We start from the raw sequence: 20,415 nt of genomic DNA on the forward strand, positions 1-20,415 counted from the left end.
TTTGTTTTAAAATAAATTAGCCTATATCATTTAGCAGCTTTCTTAAATTCAAAATTTCGCCTGTATAGCTAATTGCATTTGTTAGCAATTAGTGCTTCAGCATCACGATAGCTTTTGCTTTTTGATATATGCAAATACTTACATGCATTACTATTGTCATTTACTTGGAGATAACAAATTGCAAGGAAATATTCTGTTTTTCCACCATTTAAGCCCGGATACTTTAAAGCATTCAAAAGATAATTTATGGCTTTTTTTGACTGGCCGACTTTTAAATAATAGAAACCAATATTTTGTGCAGCGTAAATACTTTTTGGATCAATTTTTAAAGCTTTTTGGTAAGACTCAAGAGCTTCATCCATTTTTTTCTGTTCTTCAAATTTTTGTCCTTCTGTAATTAAATCTGCGATTAAAAGATCATTTTTACGCTTTTTAAATGCAGCTTCTTCTGCATCAGTATTCTGAATTTTAGACATTAATTGTTTTGCAGCAGAATAATTTTTCTCTTTTGCTAAGTTAAAATACTTAAGTGCATTAGCTTTATCATTTTCTTTTAAATAACAAATACCTAAGAAAAACTCTGTCTTTCCGCCATTTAAACCAGGCGATTTTAATGCTTCAAGAAAAGCATTTATTGCTTTTTTATTTTGCCCCTGCTTTAAATAATTAAATCCTATATTTTGAGATACGTACACATTTCTAGGATCAATTTTTAACGCTTTTTCATAGGAATGTAAAGCATTGTTTAAATCCGATTTGTTTTCAAAATTATGACCTCCAATTAGATAACTTGTAATTAAAAGTTCGTTTTTTTGTATTGTTAAGAGACTATCTTTAGGGAATTTCCTCAATCCTTCATCAATAAATTTAAGTAAATTTCGATAATTATAGCCTGAATATTGAAGTCCGCGAGCTGCAATATTCCATGTTTGAGGCATTGGTCTGTATTCCGAAAACAACTTATTCTGTTTTATTATTTCTAATGTGTCCCTTTTAGATATAGCAAATTTAATTGCATTATTAAATATGTCATAATTTCTTGGACGTAGATAAAAAGCTTGTTTTGAATAAATATAAGCACTATCAATATTTCCTTTATGTTTAGAAATGACTTGCTTGTAAAACTCAATACGTCCAGCATAACCATTAATTTTACTTGCTTTTGAAAAACAGTTAAGTGCCTTTTCGTAATTTTTCTCGCGTACATAATAAATTCCAGCATATTCATAAAATGACTCTGAACTACTAAGTGTATTGGGATATGCTGACATTTTATTCACTACTTCATCTCCGCTAAGAACACCTTTTGTGTTCATGTTTATATCGTCAAGAGCAATTAAGTATTCTAAGTTTGAAGCTTTATAAATTATAAAAGCAGAATAACTTGTTAGTAGAGATACTATAATTATAATTGAAACTGTAATTTTTAATGAAATTTTATTTGATGGCACGATTTGATCTATTTCAGTATTAGCCAAGCTCAAGGCTAAAATCAAACTAAAAAATATAGCCATTGTAGGTCTGTACATCGGGAAATTAAAGAAAGAATCTATACCATATGCAATTAGCAACATCAATGTTAAGATCGCAATAAGTTGCTTATCGGTGCTATTTGGCTTAATTATCTTCTTCAAATTAATAATTAAAAGATAAATAAATATAGAAAGGTAAATTAAACCATTAATAATACCTGTTTCAGCTAAGATTTCAAGAAAGTCATTATGGGCATGCAAAGAAACAGTTGAATCGTTAGAAGTAGTCCTTTCATAAGGAATGGATTCGACTTGATAATTACCTAATCCAATTCCAAAAATTGGATTTTTTTCGCTCATTTTAATTGCATTACCCCAAAATGTTAATCTAGCCTTTGATGAAGCGTCATCAGTATTAATCTGGCTAACTCTGTTCTCCAACGATGCATATCGTTCCTTGTCTTTAGATTTTTCAAAAATTGAATTTACAAATAATACAGCTATTAAAACAGGAATTATTAAATATATAATCCTTATGAAATTCGATTTACTAAGAGATCCTTTAAGTAGATAAATGATGTAGACAGTATAGATTAAAAAAAGATTTATTAAAGGAGTTCTTGCGCCAGTTAGAAAAATGACTGCACTTACTGAAAATAATGCGACGAGAAGGAACCATTTTTTATAACCATCGTAATAAGTTATTCCAAGCAATAAAAATGGAACTTTGATTGTAAGACTTGCTGCAAGTATATTTATATTTCCTGTATTTCCTTTCATTGCATGCAAAAGATCTATTATGGAAGCATGTCGCGGAATAATTATAAAATTGCATAATTGCAACCAAGCCTGTAAAAAAGCGCTAATACCTACGATTATAGTAATTTTATAAAGCAGATCTAGCTTGTCTTTCAGTAGAATAGTGAGATTTATAAATAAGCAAAATACAATTACTATTTCAGTAAATTTAGTATAAACTAGCGATGTGTTTTTTGCTGCAAAAAGAGATATTCCGCAAAGAAATACAAAAGCTAGATAAAGTTTAAAAAGGAAACTCTTTTTTAATATTGACAATGAGGTAATTGAAGTTATATCTGAATTAAAGTAAAAATAAAAGCCCAATAGCATATTTATCAGTGACAAATAAAGGAATTGAGGATTGATGATTTCTAAACTTTTAAAATAAGGAAAAAAGTCAATTGCGAGTAATGAAATAATAACTGTTAGAACAGTAAAGCTTGAGATGCTTTGCTTTCTTTTTGTTTCATTAAGTATTTTATCAATTGCATTCATAACACTCATTTTTTTGCAAAATTAGTAAAAATTCAAAGTAATTTCTTACTTATTTGGAAAATAATTATTCTATCGCATTCTTTAGCTAAAATTGATTTCTTTTTTATTGCTAAAATTGAAAAATATGATACCATTTAGTGAATAATATTCAAAACACTCTATATCTTTGCACAAAAACTAAACTTAATGGAAAAAATATTCGATAACACACAAGTTGCGTTTTCGCTAAAAAGTGATACAGAACTTGATAGAGCTTATTTCCTTTTCAAAATGATTGACAGTGAACCTCTAGTAAGAATAGGAACTGCTGTAACAAATTTTGCAATTAAAGCTCATTTACCAGTAGAAGGATTAATTCGTGCAACTGTTTTTGATCACTTTTGTGGTGGTGTAAACGAAAACGACTGTCTTACTGTTGTAGATAAAATGTTTACAAAAGGCGTTTCGTCTGTTTTAGATTATTCTGTTGAAGGAAAAGAAGAAGAGGAGCAATTTGATGCTGCATTAGAAATGACTTTAAGAACTATTGATTTTGCTAAAGAACGTTTAGCAATTCCATTTGCAGTTTTTAAACCAACAGGTTTAGGTCGTTTTGAATTGTACGAAAAATTAGGAGAAAAACAAACTCTTAATCCCGCAGAACAAGCAGAGTGGGATCGAGTAGTGGCCCGTTTTGATAAAGTTTGTGGCGAAGCTCATAAAAAAGATGTTGCCTTATTAATTGATGGTGAAGAAAGCTGGATGCAAGATGCAGCTGATGATTTGGTTACCGATATGATGCGTAAATACAATAAAGAAAAAGCAATTGTATTTAACACTTTGCAAATGTATCGTTGGGATCGTTTAGATTATTTGAAAAAACTTCATGAGGTAGCGAAATCCGAAGGTTTTTATATCGGAATGAAACTAGTTCGTGGCGCTTACATGGAAAAAGAAAACAAAAGAGCGGAAGAAAAAGGTTATGTTTCTCCAATCTGTGTTTCTAAAGAAGCTACTGATATCAATTACGATAATGCTGTACAATATATGTTAGAGCATATTGAAAAAATGGCCATTTTTGCAGGAACTCACAACGAATTGAGCTCTTATAAATTAATGGAAATGATGGCCCAAAAAGGAATCGCTAAAAATGATTCTAGAATTTGGTTCGGACAATTATACGGAATGAGTGATAATATTAGCTACAACTTAGCAGAAAATGGTTATAACGTTGCTAAATACTTACCATTCGGACCTGTAAAAGATGTTATGCCGTACTTGATTCGTCGTGCAGAAGAGAATACTTCTGTTGCTGGTCAAACTAGCCGCGAATTATCTATGATTAAAGCAGAACGTAAACGTAGAAAAGGGAAATAATTCAGTTTACAGTTTAATATAGAAAAAGCTTCAATTAAAATTGAAGCTTTTTTATTCGAAATAAGTCAGTATTATTAAACCCGACAGTTTTTAAGAATCTTTCGGGTTTGTTATTTGAGATAAAAAAACTCCATTTGATCTTTAAATGGAGTTTTTTTTTGAATTTGGATTTTATAAAAATTGGATTTTCAAATTAAGAGTTACTAAACTGTAAGTTGCTTAAATTCTTGTAAATTCCGTTTTCTAAGTTTATTAGTTCTTGATGTGTTCCTTCTTCAGAAATTCTTCCGTTGTCTAAAACTAAGATTTTGTCTGCATTTCTAATTGTAGAAAGCCTGTGCGCAATAATAATGCTTGTTCTTCCTTCCATCAGAACTTCTAGAGCTTCTTGAACTAGTTTTTCGCTTTCACTATCTAAAGAAGAAGTTGCTTCGTCTAAGATCAAAATGCTTGGGTTTTTAAGCAAAGCTCTCGCAATTGCGATACGCTGACGCTGACCTCCAGAAAGCTTAACTCCACGTTCTCCAACCAAAGTTTCAAATTTCTCAGGGAAACCATCTACAAAATTGAACGCATTAGCTTGTTTAGCGGCTGCTATAATTTCTTCTTCAGAAGCGTTTGGATTTCCATAAGCAATATTTTCTCTAATTGTTCCACCAAACAAAATAACATCTTGAGGAACGATACTCATATTTCCTCGAAGATTTTCTAAATCATAATCGTAAATATTTTTTCCATCAACTAAAATTTCTCCTGAAGTTATATCGTAAAAACGCAATAAAAGCGAAGAAATAGTAGATTTTCCGGCTCCACTTGGTCCAACGATTGCTATTTTCTGGCCGAATTCGGCATTGAAATTCACATCTTTTAAAACCTGAACTTCCTTTCTTGAAGGATAACTAAAAGCAACGTTATTGAAAGCTACATTTCCTTTTATTTTTTCAACTGCCGAAAGTCTTGGCTTAGCATTGATTTCTTCTGGAGTTTCTTCTAATAATTCAAAAACACGCTCTGTTGCGCCAACTGCTTTTTGAATTTGCGCGTACATTTCTGCAATTCCACCAAAAGAAGCACCAATAAATGTAGTATATAATACAAACGAGATTAAATCACCAACACCTTCAACTTCTCCTTTAATCGTTAATGTGATTCCGTACCAAACAACAGCAACAACACATCCGAAAAGGCAAAGAATAATAAACGAAGCAAAATAACCTCTGTATTGACCACCTTTAATAGCGATTTTTACAATTTCTCTAATTTTGTTTTTATAACGCTGAATTTCGTACCATTCGTTAGCAAATGCTTTTACATTGCTAATTCCTTGCAGCGTTTCTTCAACTATAACTTGGCTTTCGGCAACTTTATCTTGTGTCTTTTTTCCGTACTTACGAATGAATCTTCCAAAGATCACAGCAGCAACTGCTACAATAGGTACAATTGCTAGCATCATTAAGGTTAATTTTGGACTAATGCTTCCTAAAATTACAAAACCTCCAATAATTAAAATAAACTGACGCAGAAACTCTGCAATAGTGGTGCTGAAAGTATCTTGCAATTGCGAAATATCGGCACTGATTCTACTATTAAGTTCTCCAACACGTTTTTGAGAATAAAACGACATGGGTAATTTTATCAGATTCTCATATAATGCAAAACGAATATTAGAAAGAGAGTTTTCGGTAAAATTTACAAACAATGAAATTCTGAAAAACGAGAAAATTGCCTGAAGTGCGAGAATTACCATTAAACCAAGAGCAATTTCGTTTGCTTTAGAAAGATCTTTATTCGTAACGCAATCAACCAACATTCCCATCAATTTAGGAAAGGCTAGGGCAGTGGCACTTGTTAAAAATAAGAAAACCAATCCCAGGAAGAATTTCCATTTGTGGTTTTTAGCGTATTTAAAAATTCGGAGAGCTTTTTGTAGGGAGTTAGAGTTTAATTTAGCTTTAGGTAAATCATTTTCTTGAAATCTTGCCATTTGAATATACAATTAAGGTACGCAAAGGTATGACTATAGCAAATGAATACAAAAAGAATATCTTGAATAAGCTTTCGACTAATCAATTTTTAACTAAAATTTAGAAATTGCAGATTTTTTCTTTTTTTTAATTCGTTGAAAAATAGTTTTCTATATATTTTTATTGAAGTTTTTTTTACTTTTTTCAAAAAAAGGCTTGCAAATATAAAATCTAGCTGTATATTTGCACTCGCAATCACAAACGATAGCAGCCTAGTAAAATAGGGCGATTAGCTCAGCTGGTTCAGAGCACCTCGTTTACACCGAGGGGGTCGGGGGTTCGAACCCCTCATCGCCCACAAATAAATCCTTAAGAAATTAAGGATTTTTTTTTGAATTTCGTGAATGCAATAAATTGTAATTTGCAATCAGATTTTGGGGAGATACTCAAGCGGCCAACGAGGGCAGACTGTAAATCTGCTGTGTGAACTTCGCAGGTTCGAATCCTGCTCTCCCCACAAAGAAACGAAAAGCCTGTAAGTCTTTTGATTTACAGGATTTTTCTTTTTTAGTAGCTTATTTTATTTCTATACTTCCGCACAGAATTTCTTTATCTCTTATTTTATAAAAAAGATTTTGTCCCTTTAAACTAAGTTCTGTTCTCAACACACCATATTGATCTCCTCCAATCAAACGAAACGTTACAACATAAAATGCAGTTGATTCTTTTGGTTTAATAGTCCTTTTTAATAAAGATGGTTTATCAATATTCTTATCAAAAAAAGTTTCTAAGTTTGTCAAACCATAATTAAACAAAGGTATTTTCTGAATTGTCATCGTGTCAGATGGAATCAATGTTTTGTAATATTTTCCAGGCAGAGTAGGAATCTCATAAGAATCTATAGGAAAGTTAATTTTCAATTCAATAGAATCATCTGTTTCATTGATTATTCGAGTCCAAAATACAGCATAAATGTATTCGTTTCCTTTAGGATCAGTATATTTTATTCCGCCTTTGGGCAGGCTATTTTGTACTATTAGACTTTTGTCTTTAGAATTAGTATATACATATTTAGTATAAATGCTCTTATCAATATTACTATTAGATTTTTTATTCTTTTCTGTATTCTTTACTGATTCTAAAGTTTGTTTATCAACAGTATCAAATCCTGAATTAATATCTTTCTTACAGGAAAAAAGTACGGTTACTAGTATCAGTAGTATTGTTGTTTTATTCATTTTCTGTAAATAATAAATTGATTTCTATTTCAAGCAATTTAAAAAATATTTCAGGTTAATACATTAACCTTTTTAATATAAACAAAAGCCCTATAGCAAGAACAGTTAGAAATGTTAGGTTTATGATTTTTGGAGGAAACTGGAATTATATAAAAAAAGACCGTATTTTGATACTTTAAAGTCTTAATAGGCAAAAAGATACATTCAATTCATCTTTAATTTTGCAACTCCAAAAATTAGAAATTTGATGTTATGACTGAATTGAATATACCTGACTCTTTATTGATAAAAAAATACGTAGAAGGTAACGAAGAAGCGCTCTCAAAATTAATTAACAGACATAAATCTAGAATATATGGTTTTATATGCTCGAAGATTAAGGATACAGATATTGCAAATGATGTTTTTCAAGATACGTTTGTTAAAGTAATTAAGACACTTAAAAGCAATTCTTATAAGGAAGAAGATAAATTCGTTTCTTGGGTTATGAGAATTTCTCACAATTTGATTATGGATCATTTCCGTAAAATAAAAAGAATGCCAATACAAAGAGATACTGATGAATTTTCCGTTTTTTCTATTCTATCTGATAATTCTCCAAATATTGAAAATAGAATAATTACAAACCAGATTCAAATTGATTTAAAAAAACTGATAGAAGAACTCAATGACGATCAAAAAGAAATAGTTGAAATGCGATTATATCGTAATATGAGTTTTAAAGAAATATCTGAAGAAAAAGAAATCAGTATAAATACAGCGTTGGGAAGAATGCGTTACGCCATAAACAATTTAAGAGCAATTATTATCAAAAATAAGATTACACTAATGTAAAAAACTATTATCCAACTTTCAATATAAATCCAGCTGACAAATGGATTGAAGCTTTAGAAGAAATTGAACGATTAAATTCAGAGTTTTTAAAAGCTAAAGAAGAACATATTAAAGCTTTAAATACTTAAAAACAAAAAAGAGACTCTAAAGTCTCTTTTTTGTTTTTTTTAATCATTAACCTTATAATTTCTAGTCCGAAATTATAAATCCGTACTCCTGCATTATAAGCTCAGACCGATTTAAATCTTACTCCATATAATTTTGAGAAACATTTTTAAATCAATAAAATCAAAAGCTTATGAAGAAAATCTTTTTTGCAATCCTAATGCTGTCGGAATCAATTCTCCGTTGTCTATATAGCTATTAATTTTAGTTGCGATAGCATGATCACTCTTTAAGAAATCATTTTTAATTCGGTCTCCTGAAATAATATTTAACTCTTTTTCAGAATGTAGAATTTCCTCGACAGAAGGATATACAACTTCAGATATATTAAAACGAAAAATTATTTTTACTTCAGTCATTTTACTTTTACTTTCATCTTAGCGAAAATAGGAATTATAATGTTGATTTTTACAAATCGTCAATTATAGAATAGTTCCTATATTAGCAACAAAATGATTTACATTTATCTCACTTTTCAACTTAAATCTCAGATATAAATTTTAAACTTAAAAATTGGCGAAAAAATCAAACCGAGATTGGTATTTTATATTTATAGGAATTCTGATGTTGTATTTTGGGTTATCTAATAATGTGACATCCAAAAGAACAGAATTGCAAAAAATTACGGTAGAACTGGAAAACGACATCGCCAGTGCAAAGGGTAGAAGCACTGCCGATTATAAATTTTGGACAAAAACCTTTAAGAATCGATTTAATATTTTAAATGCAAGTGTTTCCAAAGACAAACAGGATGCTGTAGCAAATTTAAAAAAGGGCCAAAAGGTCAATTTATTAATCAAATCATCAGATTTTCAAAGTCTCTCTGAAGGCAAGAATGAAATTACGGTAATCGGCCTTAGTTTAAATGGAAATTCTTTAATGACACCAGATGAATTTTACCATAATCGAGAGTGGTATAAAATTCGACAAGGCCTATTTGCGCTCTTTTTAGGTTTTATGCTACTATTAAATGGTTTGGCAAAAATTCCCCAGAAGATCAATTATATTCTTATTGGAATTTTTATTGCAGCCATAGCCATTATGCGATTTTTTGAGATAGGTATATATTAATTTGTTTAAGTTTTAAGAGAAGAAATGGTTCTTTACCTAAGTGCGTTATTTAAAAAACGCATCAAAACTTTCTTTTTTAGATTTTTGATACTTTTCGATATAAGTATCTAGAAAACCGCTTTGCTGCAAGAATAGCAATGGATCTTTTATATTCAGAATTTCGTCAATTGCTTTCTGTTTGTCTTTTTGTTTATTGAAATAAGATTCTATTATTTTATAACCCATCCAATATCCCAAGTCATTTGGTCTATCATCTTTTTTGGTAGTTCCATACAGCCAATCTAGATAGTCTGTATTTTTTAACCTTGATACAAATTCTTCGCATAATTTACCTTTATGCTGCGCTCCATATTTATAAGAAAACGAATTAATTGATTCTCCTGAAATAAGTTCACCAATAAAATCTGCGCCACCTTCCATCAGGCACAATTTCAAAAGCATATCTTTACCGGTTATATTTTGCTGATAATGTATGAGTTCGTGAGCAATTAAGCCAGAAATTCCATCTAGATTTTGAAGCATTTCGGTTCCAACAATAACTCCCTCTGGAGCAGAAGTTCCACCTGAATTAAATCTTCCGTAAACAAAAAAAATAGGAGGGAATTTTGCCTTTGGATACCAATATTTCAATGCACTATAAATAGCTCTTACACGCTTTTCTTTAGAAGAAAGATCGTTTAAAACATTTCTTGTAAGTTCATACTCTGCTTTTCTTTTTTTTACCACTCTAAAAAGAGAATCGGCATTGATTATTCTGTTTTCAGTAAAAGCTTTAACACCAGGAGAACCTTTCTGCATATATTCAACAAATGGATTTTCTTTTGATTTGTCCATTTTGTCGAAAGCGATCCAGAAATTTTCTGAATCTCTTGTTTCAAAAACAGCATCTAAAGGATTGTCTGAAAAGTTATTTTGTCCAAAAACGGGATTTTGGATATAAATCAAAGCAAATAGAAGAATAAACTTTAGTTTCATATGTTTCTTTAAGATTGGTTTATATTTTTCTAAAATTAAACACTTTAGAATAATATTCTTTCTTTTTATCTTCTACAATCAGCAAGCTATTAAAATATGTTATTTCAAATCGGCTGCTTTCTAAAAATAAATGTTTAAGTCTATAATTGTAGTTCAGTTCTTTTTTAATGACATTAATTATATTCAGAAATTCTTCTTTTTCAATTTTAAAGCATTCATCAATATCAATTGGTTTTCCTATGCTATAAATCACTTCAATACTATTATTTTGTCTTTTGAACAAATCCAAACAAAACTGATAAACAGCTACTTTTGGTATTAAAATGGTTTTTTCGTCGAAACGAAAATTATACGTAATTCTAAAATTGGCTTCATCTTCAAGCTGAACTCTAATTTTATTCATTTCATTTACCAAAATGACTGAATTTGCAAAAGTGTCAAATTTGTATTTGAAATTCTCCGATAAAATTTTTAAGTTTTCTATAATAGTTTCAGCCATTAAAACAGATTTAATTTTTCTTAATTTTCAATGCTAATATATAAATAAAACCTCGTTAATTTAATTTTAAACTTTAAACGATTGCAGATCTTTAGAAAAAGCAATACATTACAATAATATAAAAACCTATAATAGACAATAAAAATGAAAGAGCAAAAAGACTGGTCAATAGATGAAATTCAGAATGTTTGGAAGCTGGTTTCAAAACTTCATAACGGACAAAAATATGGCGGATTTAATGAGGATGAACAAGTTGAATATCTGAATCATATCGGCGGTCTTGTTTTTGAGATTATAAATGCTGCGCGATTTACAGAAAACATGAATGTTGATCTGGCAATTAAATGCGCGATGCTTCATGATACCATAGAAGATACCGAAATGAAATATGAAAAAGTGATCGACTTATTTGGCAGTCAGGTTGCATCTGGAGTTCTTGCTTTAACCAAAGATGATAAAATCAAAGATTCTTCAGAAAAAATGATGGATAGTTTAAGAAGAATCAAACAACAGCCCATAGAAGTTTGGGCAGTTAAAATGGCTGATAGAATTTCAAATCTATACGAACCACCTTTTTATTGGAATGATGATAAAAAACTAAAATACATTGCCGAAGCAGAAACTTTATACAATGAACTGAAAGACGGAAACGAATATTTAGCGAACCGATTGAAACTTAAAATAAATGAATATCATCGGTTTCTGAGTTCAAATCAATTCGTATAATAGAAAAACTCCGCAATTTCTTGAGGAGTTTTTTATTATTCCTTACTCAATCTATCCAATTCTTTCAACAAAGTAGGAAATCTATATTCTCCTGCCATGCTTTCCACTTTTTTGTAGGCTTCATCCAAATCAATTCCGATAGAAGTGATGTATAGCGGTTTCTTGCTATCGCCTCTAAACAGCGCTTTTTTATTCTTTTCTATAGAAGCAAAATTCGTTTTGGCAACACCAATAATTGGGATTTCTTTATTCAGTTTTTCATATAAATAACCTCCTAAACCATATTTGTTTTCATCGTTTAAATAAACAAAACCATCCACTACTATAACATCAATAGTCGACAAATCGATCTGTTTTAATAAGCTCAAAATACAAGGCAATTCTCTTTTGTAGAATTCTCCGGGTATGTATTCTTCTACGTTATCTATTATTTCAGAATGAATTTTGAAGTTCTTATCTTCATTCCATTCTGCAAATTCAAGGCAGATTGTTTTTGCTTTATCGTCAAAGTAATAAGTATCAAAAGCTAAGATCATTTGGTGTAAAATATTTTAATTTTAGCTAATATAGAAAAACCTTACAAGGAAATTGTCTGATCTTAAGTAATTAATTAAAAACTTTCGGAAACATTTTTTATGTCCTTCTAATTCAGAATAAAAGAAATTCTAAAATTTAAAATTCAGTTTTTGATAGCTTATCAAATAAATGTAGTTTAGCTAAAATTTAAAAAAAATTCTTCAAAAAGTATTTCAAATGAAATGGATTACCAGAGAAAGACCCAAAATAGATCGAATTGCCTGTCCGTGGCTTATTCGAAAATTTGTCGATCCTGAATCTGAATTTATTTATGTTCCTTTTAATGACGTTATAACCAAGGCAAAGGAACTTGGCGCCATTCCGTTTGATATTCCAGATGTTGAGTTTACTCATTATAATGAAGAAAGCACTTTTGATTATATAGTCAAAAAATATGAAATTAAAGATCCGGCAATTAAGATTATTGCAGGAATTGTACGCGGCGCTGATACTGATAGGCACGAAATTGCTAAAGAATCGGCGGGACTTTGGGCCATTTCTGCTGGATTGGCTTATAATATTACCGATGATTACGAGCTATTAGAAAAAGGAATGCTTTTGTATGATGCCTTATACAGTTGGGCAACTCATTTACATCAGCAAAATCATTTGCAGAATAGTCCATTTGAAAAACTATTGCATGAAGTGTATAATAAGTTTTTGAATGACAAAAAAACATCGGGCAAAACGCCATCTTGGGTAAAAGATTTAAAAAATATAATTCAAGATCAGATTGATACTCAGTTTACTTTTGATTTAAAGAAAATTTCGAGCGAATTAGATTTGAATCCGTCGTATTTGTCTCGAGAATTTTCAAAGCATTTTGAAGATTTGAATTTTGGCGAATACGTTAGAAAACTTCGTATTGAAAAAGCAATTCATCTCATCGAAAATTCCTCGAGTACTTTAACAGAAATTGCTTATATAACGGGCTTTTCTGATCAAAGTCATTTTACGAGAATTTTCAAACTTCATACAGGAAAAAATCCTTCTTCCTATAGAAAAAAAACAAAAAAGTAAACCAGATACAAAAGGTAAATTGGGTTCTATTTTTTGAAAACGAATGCTTCTAGCTTTGTTTGTCTAATCAAAAACTAGAAACAATGTCATTTAAGCATATTTTATTTTTTACAGTACTACTTACAGGTTTTACGTCTTTTTCTCAAACTACATATCCTAAAATAGTGGGATATTTTGGCATTATGCATCCAATAGTTACAATTAATGAAGATGAAACTACTGTAAATTTTAGGGATTATTACGCTGTTGGTTTTCCTACTGGAATAAATATCTGGAAAAACGAAAAAATCGGATTCTCATTTGAAATCGTTCCCAACATAAAAGAGGATCAAGGAACGAGCAAAGTAACCAATTTGCTATTTCATCCAGGTGTTTTGGTCGCTTTAGGAAAAGGCTACACATTTGCCGGAAGAGCAGCATTTGAAAGTGGTGGCAGATATGGTTTTACTCCAGTTTTTAATAAAACAATTATAAAAAATACAAACTGCAGTTACTACGTTGCTGTGCCATTGCCCGTTCGTTTTGGAAATGATCATCCTGCTAGTTTTACGGTAGGTTTTCAGTTTGGAATTGCTTTTTAAGGTTCTTAAATAGAATTAAACCAAGTGTTTACCAAATTAATTGATTAATTTAGTTATCAATAAAAACTTAAGTTTATGAAAACTAAAATGATATGGGCCAACTTGGTTTCGAACGATATACAGAAAACAATTCAATTTTATACTGCTCTTGGTTTTAAGCAAAACGGAGAAGAGACAAAAGAATTAGTTAGTTTTGTTTTTGGAGAAAATGATTTTGTAATTAATTTTTTCGCGCCAAAAAGACTAGAAAATGCTATAAAAGGAAAACTATCCAACACGGCTGTAGATAATGAAATTATATTTTCTTTGTCTGCAAATAGTGTAGAAGAAGTGGATCTTTGGCATCAGAAAATAAAAGAAATAAAGGGAACTGTTTTTTCTGAGCCTGAAAATTTCGAGGTCGGTTATACTTTTGGTTTTTCAGATCCAGACGGGCATAAATTTAATTTTCTGTATTGGCCAGGAATGTAAATTTTAATCAAAAAACATCTTAATTCTAGAAACAAAATAATGCAAATAATAGAATACACATTTGGAGAATTTCTTATTACAACAGACAAATCTAAACTAGACATTACTGCAATACATGATTTTTTGTCTAAAGATTCTGGATGGAGCGATAATATTCCGTTAGAAAAAGTAAAAGTTTCAATTGATAATTCATTGAATTTTGGGCTTTTTCATGGAGAAAAACAAATTGGTTTTGCTAGAATTATATCCGATTTTTCGACTATAGCGTATTTAGGAGATGTTTATGTTTTGGATGATTATCGCGGAAAAGGACTTTCTAAAGAAATGATGGACTGCATTATGTCGCATCCTAATTTGCAAGGCTTGAGACGATGGATTTTACTGACTTCTACTGCAGAATGGCTTTATAAAAAATATGGTTTCCAGAATGTTCCTAACCCAGAAGTTTACATGGAACTTTACAATCCAAATGTTTATAAGAATACTCAAAAAGTCTAATTCTTTTTGCCATATGGCAAATTCTCAATAAAAACTTATACTTAACTTTCGTGCATGAAAGAATTAGTTAATTATATATTGCAGTTTGGCAATTTGAATCAGCAACAGATTGATTTGATTTTGACGAAAGCCAAAGAAAAAGAAATCAAAAAAGAGGGATATTTTTCTGAGGCAGGAAAAATAGCCGCAGAAGTTGGATTTATCGTTGACGGAATAATGCGTGTTTGTTACTACAACAACAAAGGTGAGGAGATTACTAAATATTTTATCGACGAAAATAATCTGGTTGTAGATTTAGAAAGTTTTGACAATAATATTTGTTCTTCTGCTTATGTCCAAGCGGTTACAGATTGTAAAATCATTGTATTTTCTAAAGCCGAATGGCAAGAATTACTAGATACCATTGTAGGTTGGGACACGATTGTGCATAAAATCATTTCGAAAGCATTAATTCAAAAAGTGGCTAGAAGAAGTCCGTTGGTTTCAGAAGATGCTACAATTCGTTATTTGTCATTTATGGAAATGTTTCCAAAAGTAATCAATAGAGTTCCACTTTCGTATCTCGCTTCTTATCTCGGAATAACCCAATCGTCTTTGAGCAGGATTAGAAAAAACATCCGTTAAAATCGCTTTTTGTCATATGGCAAATGTTTTTATTTTTTATCCGTGCAATTTTGCCTCAGATAATTTTAAAACATAAAAAAATGAAAATAGTATTAATTACAGGCGCAAATAGAAGCATTGGTTTAGAAACTGCTAAACAGCTCTCCAAGAATGGATTATTTGTTTATTTAGGAACGCGTGATCTTGCAAAAGGAGAAGAAGTAGTAAAGGAACTGAATGAAAAAGGATTTCAAAATATTCGAGCTATTCAAATTGATGTTACAAATGCAGAAAGTGTTTTAGCAGCAAAAAATAGCATTGAAAAAGAAAAAGGCAAATTGGATATCCTGATCAATAATGCTGGAATTCTAGGTGATATTCCACAAGATCCTTCTACAACTTCTATCGAAAACATTCAGAAGGTTTTTGATACGAATTTCTTCGGAGTCATAACCGTTACACAGACTTTTCTTGAATTATTGAAAAAATCAGACAGTCCGAGAATTAGTAACATAACATCTGGACTTGGTTCTCTGACTTTGCACAGCGATCCAACTTGGAAATATTATGCAATAAAAGCCATTTCGTACGTTTCTTCCAAAACTGCTTTAAATGCCTTTACAGTTACTTTGGCTCATGAATTAAAAGAGTCTTTCAAAATAAACTCTATTGATCCAGGTTACACTGCAACCGATTTTAACCATCATAGCGGACCAGGAAGTGTAGAAAGCGCAGCTAGTTTTATAATAAAACACACTTTGTTAGATGAAAATGGACCAACAGGAAAATTCTTCAGTAATGATATTGAAGACGAAAGCGAAGAAAGTCCTTGGTAAAAGAAGAAAACCTTCCAAAGTCATTGATTTTTGGAAGGTTTTAGCATTATAATAACGATTCGTTCTAGAGAAAAGTAGTAAATTTAACCCGTTATTAATTTTTAAGAAACAAAACAATGTCCATTACAACTGAAGCAGAATTAGCAGGAATGAAAAAAATAAGTGAGGCTGTAGCTTTTACTTTAAAAGAAATGAGAAAATTTGCCAGACCTGGAATATCTACAAAAGAATTAGACGATTACGGCGGACAAATTTTAAATGATTTAGGAGCGAAATCTGCGCCTTATCTAACGTATGGATTTCCTGGTTGGACTTGTATTAGTGTTGATAATGAATTTTGCCATGGAATTCCTTCCGAAAAAAGAATTTTACAAGAAGGCGATTTAATCAATATCGATGTTTCTGCAGAATTAGACGGATTTTGGTCAGATAATGGAGGTTCTTTTGTAGTTGGTTCAGATGTAAACGAACATCAAAAACTCGTCGATGCTTCTAAAGATATTTTACATAAAGCGATTCACAATATAAAAGGCGGCGTTCGTATTTCTGATATTGGTTTTTTAATTGAGACAGAAGCAAAAAGACGCGGTTACAAAGTAATTAAAAACCTAACGGGACACGGAGTAGGGAGAAGTCTTCATGAAGCGCCACATGAAATTGCGAATTACAGAGATCGTTTTAATCAAACTAGATTTAAGAAGAATTCTGTTGTAGCAATTGAAACGTTTATTTCTACCGCTTCTACATATGCTGAAACCCTAAAAGATGGTTGGACAATGGTTGGAAATAAAGGCGGATTCATGGCACAACACGAACATACCATTGTTGTAACTGAAGGAAAACCCATTATCTTGACAGAAATGAATGAAATTTGGAATTAAGAAAAACATAAAATAAAAGCTCCATTAGAAATAATGGAGCTTTTGTGTTTTTAAACAGATTTATTCTGTTTATTAAATTCGTTAACTAAATTTTTATTTGCTTCAATTATCTTACTTGGATGTATCATATTTGGGTTGAATATAAAATCGTAATTCACGTCTTTTGGTTTAAACTTATTTACTCCAAAAGCTACACTATTGGGCGGAATATCTTTTGTGATAATAGAACCAGCGCCAATAACAGAATTCTCTCCAATTACTACTGGACCCAAAATTTTAGCTCCATCGGCAATTACAACATTTTTAGCAACAATAGGGCTTCCAACATTTTCCCATTCTTTACTAATTTTATTATACTTCAAATTGGCTCCGATAGAAACGTTTTGAAAAATTACTACATTTTCGCAAATTTTAGAAGCAACAATTGTACACCCGCGTCCGTGATGCGCAAACAAGACACTCTTGTCCATTTCAGCGCAATTGATTTCACAGCAATAGAGTTTTTCTAATAAATTGCCAGCAATCAGTTTTAAAAACCTATTTTTTGAATGACAGTTTATTTTAACTAATGTATTAAACATATTATTTTCCAGCTTTGGGAATAACTTCTAACTCATAATCCATAACTCACAACTCAATTAAGGTTCCCAAAGTTCAATTTTATTGCCTTCTGTGTCCATTATATGAACAAATTTTCCGTAATCGTACGTTTGAATGTCATCAAGAACAGTAACGCCGTTTGCTTTTAATTGCGTTACAAGTCCTTCAATATTTTGAACACGGTAATTGACCATAAAATCTTTCTTAGACGGAGAAAAATAGGCATCACCTTTCTTAAAAGGGCACCATTGCGTTGATTCGATTTGCTCTGGATTTTCAAGATTTCGAGACTCAAAACTTGCAGAACCCCAATCGTTTATTTCCAATCCTAAATTTTTAGCATACCAATCTTTTGTTTCTTTCGGATTGTCAAGAAAAAAGAAAATTCCGCCAATTCCAGTGACTTTTGGCGTAATTTCATTTGAATTATTTTCCATATAATTAGTTATTTAAGATTGTTTAATCAATGTCATTTTTAAGTCTAAGGTATTAAAAATATTCATTGCGTTTTCCTTTTTTATTCTTTTGATTTATCTTTACATCAAAGCTTTTGCACTAAAATATAGCATTTATGAAAACGGAAAGAATTTACAAAATACTATTTTCTAGCGTATATCCTTTATACATTCAAAAAGTCGAAAAAAAGGGGAGAACCAAAGAAGAATTAGATATCGTAATCAAATGGCTTACAGGATATAGCGACGATCAAATTAAAGTACAAATTGAAAAGAAAGTAGATTTTCAAACCTTCTTTGCTGAAGCTCCAGAAATCAATCCGAATGCGTCTAAAATTACTGGAGTTATCTGCGGATATCGAGTAGAGGATATTGAAGATCCATTAATCCAAAAGATGCGATATCTGGACAAATTGATTGATGAAATCGCCAAAGGCAAAAAAATGGAAAAGATTTTAAGAGAATAAAAAAGACCTTCAAAAGTACTTGAAGGTCTTTAATTTTTTAAACTCTCAACAAACCGCGAAAACCTCTCGCGGCATAATAAGAATCAGCTCCATTATGATATACAAAAACAGTATTATATCTGAAATCGGAAAATATTGCACCTCCCAATTTTCGTATTTCTGGCGGAGTTAAAATCCAGCTCGAAGTTTTAGCATCAAATTTTCCTAGCTTTTGCAGTTCTTTATATTGTTCTTCGTTTAAAATTTCAATTCCCATTTCTTGTGCCATATTGATAGCGCTGTCGGCGGGTTTGTGTTCTTTTCTTTTTTCTAGCGCCTCATGATCGTAACAAATGCTTCTGCGACCTTTAGGACTCTCAGCCGAACAGTCTACAAAAAGATATTCATCTGTTTTTTTATCATAACCAATAACATCCGGTTCGCCTTCCGTTCTTTCCATTTCGTCAAGAGACCACAATTTTAAAGGACTAGCTTTTAATTTTGCTTCTATTTTTGCCCAATCCAGATTCTCATGTCTACTTTTATTTTTCTCAAAGCGTTTTTCAAGAATGCTCAAAAGTTCTTCTTGCTCGTTTGCTGTCAATTGCTTTTTCATGATTTGAGTTTTTTAGTTAGAGTTGCATTTTCTGTTTTCTGGTCTGAAATACCAAGAAACTACAGTTAAAACAATTAATAATACAGGTCCAAAAAGTGTTGAAGCCTCATCTTTTATAGCCAAATGCGAAACTACAGCTCCAGACATTGCAAAAAAGAAGCCTGCATATGCCCATTCTTTCAATAAACCAAATTTAGGAATCAAAATTGCGATAACGCCCAAAAGTTTCCAAACCCCTAAAAGCGTTAAAAAGTATAGAGGATAGCCTAAACGCTGTATCATTTCGGCCTCTTCTTTCATTGGTATAAGTTGTACAATACCGGTAGCCGTCATTCCTAAAGCCAGCCAAAGTGTAGCAATCCAATAAATAATTCTATTACGTTTTGTCATGATTATTTTATTTTAGTTACAATTTCTTCTAGTCTATTATGTGCCATATTCAAACCTTGAGCAAAAGGCAGTTTCAATTGCGTCGCTCTATGTTCGATCGATTTGTAAATAATCTGCATCGTTAATTTACTCGTGTCATCTGTTAGTTTTTCGAATTCAAGAAACTCCAACTGAGGCGCAAAATTGATATTTTCCATCTCAAAAGTGCGCACTATCTTTTGGTTGGGAACAAAATCATGAATAACACCATTGGCTTTAAAAACTACATTTCCATTAGCATCGCTTGTCTCAAACTCCCAGCCGCCGTATTTTTTATTTTCGAGTCTCAAAACTTTTGTTCCCATCCATTGCGCTACAATTTCAGGATCTTCATAAGCTTTAAATAATAATGCTACAGGCAAATCAAATTCTCTTGTAATTACGAGGTCGTGCCTGTCATCTTCAGCATGAATTTTGGTTTTCTTTTCCATGGTTTTATTTTTTGTAGTTTTTCATAATTGATTCTAACTTATTAAAACGATCATCCCACATTTTTCTAAAGGGTTCGATGAATTTGTCAATTTCTTTCATTTTTTCAGGATTTAAATGATAATAAATTTCTCTTCCGTTTTGTGTCTGATGCAATAATTCGCATTCGTTTAGAATTTGAATATGCTTTGAAATCGTCTGTCTTGACGAATTAAAATTCTCGGCAATTGCCCCAGGAGTCATTGCCTGAATAGCAACTAAACTTAAAATAGCTCTTCGAGTAGGATCGGCTATTGCTTGAAAAACGTCTCTTCTAATTTCCATTGCGCAGTTATTTGACTGCAAATATAATGAAGTCATTTGACTGCACAATATTTTTTT

General features: G+C 31.1%; 25 protein-coding genes and 2 tRNA genes. 14 read left to right on the forward strand and 13 right to left on the reverse strand.

Translation table 11 applies throughout. The features are described 5' to 3' along the window. Window positions 1-68: 68 nt before the first annotated feature. Window positions 69-2,765: an O-antigen ligase family protein gene (locus tag BSF41_RS19670; protein ID WP_172426944.1), complete on the reverse strand. Its 2,697-nt coding sequence runs from the start codon at window positions 2,763-2,765 to the stop codon at window positions 69-71. 186 nt (window positions 2,766-2,951) lie between these two features. On the opposite strand from BSF41_RS19670, the gene BSF41_RS19675 reads away from it, so the two are divergent. Further along, window positions 2,952-4,121: a proline dehydrogenase family protein gene (locus tag BSF41_RS19675; RefSeq protein ID WP_095931205.1), complete on the forward strand. Its 1,170-nt coding sequence runs from the start codon at window positions 2,952-2,954 to the stop codon at window positions 4,119-4,121. Between the two features lie 193 nt (window positions 4,122-4,314). Here the strand turns inward: BSF41_RS19675 and BSF41_RS19680 are convergent, their stop codons facing one another. Further along, window positions 4,315-6,105: an ABC transporter ATP-binding protein gene (locus BSF41_RS19680; RefSeq protein ID WP_095931206.1), complete on the reverse strand. Its 1,791-nt coding sequence runs from the start codon at window positions 6,103-6,105 to the stop codon at window positions 4,315-4,317. 263 nt (window positions 6,106-6,368) lie between these two features. On the opposite strand from BSF41_RS19680, the gene BSF41_RS19685 reads away from it, so the two are divergent. After that, window positions 6,369-6,443, forward strand: a tRNA-Val gene (locus BSF41_RS19685). A 78-nt stretch (window positions 6,444-6,521) separates the two neighbouring features. Beyond that, a tRNA-Tyr gene (locus BSF41_RS19690) sits at window positions 6,522-6,602 on the forward strand. 58 nt (window positions 6,603-6,660) lie between these two features. On the opposite strand, the gene BSF41_RS19695 is transcribed toward BSF41_RS19690, so the two are convergent. Then, a complete protein-coding gene (locus BSF41_RS19695) occupies window positions 6,661-7,323 on the reverse strand; it encodes a hypothetical protein (RefSeq protein ID WP_095931207.1) in 663 nt (220 codons plus the stop codon). 252 nt (window positions 7,324-7,575) lie between these two features. Here BSF41_RS19695 and BSF41_RS19700 point away from each other — a divergent pair, with 252 nt between their 5' ends. Then, window positions 7,576-8,157 (forward strand): RNA polymerase sigma factor, encoded by a 582-nt coding sequence (locus BSF41_RS19700; protein WP_095931208.1) that lies wholly within the window; start codon window positions 7,576-7,578, stop codon window positions 8,155-8,157. A gap of 296 nt (window positions 8,158-8,453) precedes the next feature. Here BSF41_RS19700 and BSF41_RS19705 read toward each other — a convergent pair whose 3' ends face one another. Then, window positions 8,454-8,681 carry a hypothetical protein gene (locus tag BSF41_RS19705; RefSeq protein ID WP_095931209.1) on the reverse strand — a complete coding sequence of 76 codons (228 nt, stop codon included), beginning with the start codon at window positions 8,679-8,681 and terminating at the stop codon, window positions 8,454-8,456. A gap of 154 nt (window positions 8,682-8,835) precedes the next feature. On the opposite strand from BSF41_RS19705, the gene BSF41_RS19710 reads away from it, so the two are divergent. Next, a complete protein-coding gene (locus BSF41_RS19710; protein ID WP_095931210.1) occupies window positions 8,836-9,393 on the forward strand; it encodes a hypothetical protein in 558 nt (185 codons plus the stop codon). A gap of 45 nt (window positions 9,394-9,438) precedes the next feature. Here BSF41_RS19710 and BSF41_RS19715 read toward each other — a convergent pair whose 3' ends face one another. Both BSF41_RS19715 and BSF41_RS19720 read right to left on the reverse strand, forming a co-directional pair. Beyond that, complete coding sequence (locus BSF41_RS19715) at window positions 9,439-10,368, reverse strand: DUF2268 domain-containing putative Zn-dependent protease (RefSeq protein WP_095931211.1); 930 nt, start codon at window positions 10,366-10,368, stop codon at window positions 9,439-9,441. A 19-nt stretch (window positions 10,369-10,387) separates the two neighbouring features. Continuing rightward, a complete protein-coding gene (locus BSF41_RS19720; RefSeq protein WP_095931212.1) occupies window positions 10,388-10,867 on the reverse strand; it encodes a hypothetical protein in 480 nt (159 codons plus the stop codon). 144 nt (window positions 10,868-11,011) lie between these two features. On the opposite strand from BSF41_RS19720, the gene BSF41_RS19725 reads away from it, so the two are divergent. After that, window positions 11,012-11,593 carry an HD domain-containing protein gene (locus tag BSF41_RS19725; RefSeq protein WP_095931213.1) on the forward strand — a complete coding sequence of 194 codons (582 nt, stop codon included), beginning with the start codon at window positions 11,012-11,014 and terminating at the stop codon, window positions 11,591-11,593. Between the two features lie 35 nt (window positions 11,594-11,628). On the opposite strand, the gene BSF41_RS19730 is transcribed toward BSF41_RS19725, so the two are convergent. Beyond that, window positions 11,629-12,129, reverse strand: coding sequence for an endonuclease V (locus tag BSF41_RS19730; RefSeq protein ID WP_095931214.1), 501 nt, complete (start codon window positions 12,127-12,129; stop codon window positions 11,629-11,631). A 217-nt stretch (window positions 12,130-12,346) separates the two neighbouring features. Between BSF41_RS19730 and BSF41_RS19735 the strand changes: the two genes are divergently transcribed. From BSF41_RS19735 to map, 7 genes are all read left to right on the forward strand, one after another. Then, the gene (locus BSF41_RS19735; protein WP_095931215.1) at window positions 12,347-13,189 is read left to right on the forward strand and encodes a chromate resistance protein ChrB domain-containing protein; all 843 of its coding nucleotides are present in this window, start codon (window positions 12,347-12,349) and stop codon (window positions 13,187-13,189) included. Window positions 13,190-13,272: 83 nt separating this feature from the next. Then, entirely contained in the window at window positions 13,273-13,770 is a 498-nt protein-coding gene (locus tag BSF41_RS19740; RefSeq protein WP_095931216.1) for a hypothetical protein, read from the forward strand. 75 nt (window positions 13,771-13,845) lie between these two features. After that, window positions 13,846-14,241 (forward strand): VOC family protein, encoded by a 396-nt coding sequence (locus BSF41_RS19745; RefSeq protein WP_095931217.1) that lies wholly within the window; start codon window positions 13,846-13,848, stop codon window positions 14,239-14,241. A gap of 39 nt (window positions 14,242-14,280) precedes the next feature. Further along, window positions 14,281-14,739 carry a GNAT family N-acetyltransferase gene (locus tag BSF41_RS19750; protein ID WP_095931218.1) on the forward strand — a complete coding sequence of 153 codons (459 nt, stop codon included), beginning with the start codon at window positions 14,281-14,283 and terminating at the stop codon, window positions 14,737-14,739. Between the two features lie 54 nt (window positions 14,740-14,793). Further along, window positions 14,794-15,363: a Crp/Fnr family transcriptional regulator gene (locus BSF41_RS19755; protein WP_095931219.1), complete on the forward strand. Its 570-nt coding sequence runs from the start codon at window positions 14,794-14,796 to the stop codon at window positions 15,361-15,363. A gap of 80 nt (window positions 15,364-15,443) precedes the next feature. Next, window positions 15,444-16,178, forward strand: a complete 735-nt coding sequence (locus BSF41_RS19760) for an SDR family oxidoreductase (RefSeq protein ID WP_095931244.1) — start codon at window positions 15,444-15,446, stop codon at window positions 16,176-16,178. 116 nt (window positions 16,179-16,294) lie between these two features. Next, complete coding sequence (gene map / locus BSF41_RS19765) at window positions 16,295-17,059, forward strand: type I methionyl aminopeptidase (RefSeq protein ID WP_095931220.1); 765 nt, start codon at window positions 16,295-16,297, stop codon at window positions 17,057-17,059. Window positions 17,060-17,109: 50 nt separating this feature from the next. Here the strand turns inward: map and BSF41_RS19770 are convergent, their stop codons facing one another. Together BSF41_RS19770 and BSF41_RS19775 are read right to left on the reverse strand one after the other, a co-directional pair. Beyond that, window positions 17,110-17,529, reverse strand: a complete 420-nt coding sequence (locus BSF41_RS19770) for a serine O-acetyltransferase (protein ID WP_253251860.1) — start codon at window positions 17,527-17,529, stop codon at window positions 17,110-17,112. A 168-nt stretch (window positions 17,530-17,697) separates the two neighbouring features. Next, window positions 17,698-18,096 (reverse strand): VOC family protein, encoded by a 399-nt coding sequence (locus BSF41_RS19775; RefSeq protein ID WP_095931222.1) that lies wholly within the window; start codon window positions 18,094-18,096, stop codon window positions 17,698-17,700. A gap of 134 nt (window positions 18,097-18,230) precedes the next feature. Here BSF41_RS19775 and BSF41_RS19780 point away from each other — a divergent pair, with 134 nt between their 5' ends. Beyond that, window positions 18,231-18,581 carry a DUF2200 domain-containing protein gene (locus tag BSF41_RS19780; RefSeq protein ID WP_095931223.1) on the forward strand — a complete coding sequence of 117 codons (351 nt, stop codon included), beginning with the start codon at window positions 18,231-18,233 and terminating at the stop codon, window positions 18,579-18,581. Between the two features lie 37 nt (window positions 18,582-18,618). On the opposite strand, the gene BSF41_RS19785 is transcribed toward BSF41_RS19780, so the two are convergent. From BSF41_RS19785 to BSF41_RS19800, 4 genes are read right to left on the reverse strand one after another with little or no spacing between them, the layout of a single operon-like run. Next, entirely contained in the window at window positions 18,619-19,176 is a 558-nt protein-coding gene (locus BSF41_RS19785) for a DUF4256 domain-containing protein (protein ID WP_095931224.1), read from the reverse strand. A 12-nt stretch (window positions 19,177-19,188) separates the two neighbouring features. After that, window positions 19,189-19,566 (reverse strand): DoxX family protein, encoded by a 378-nt coding sequence (locus BSF41_RS19790; protein ID WP_095931225.1) that lies wholly within the window; start codon window positions 19,564-19,566, stop codon window positions 19,189-19,191. 2 nt (window positions 19,567-19,568) lie between these two features. Further along, a complete protein-coding gene (locus BSF41_RS19795; protein WP_095931226.1) occupies window positions 19,569-20,036 on the reverse strand; it encodes an SRPBCC domain-containing protein in 468 nt (155 codons plus the stop codon). Between the two features lie 4 nt (window positions 20,037-20,040). Next, entirely contained in the window at window positions 20,041-20,358 is a 318-nt protein-coding gene (locus BSF41_RS19800; protein ID WP_008464153.1) for a helix-turn-helix transcriptional regulator, read from the reverse strand. Between the last annotated feature and the right edge of the window lie 57 nt (window positions 20,359-20,415).

The organism is Flavobacterium sp. ACN2 (genome assembly GCF_002303885.1).
GTDB lineage: Bacteria > Bacteroidota > Bacteroidia > Flavobacteriales > Flavobacteriaceae > Flavobacterium.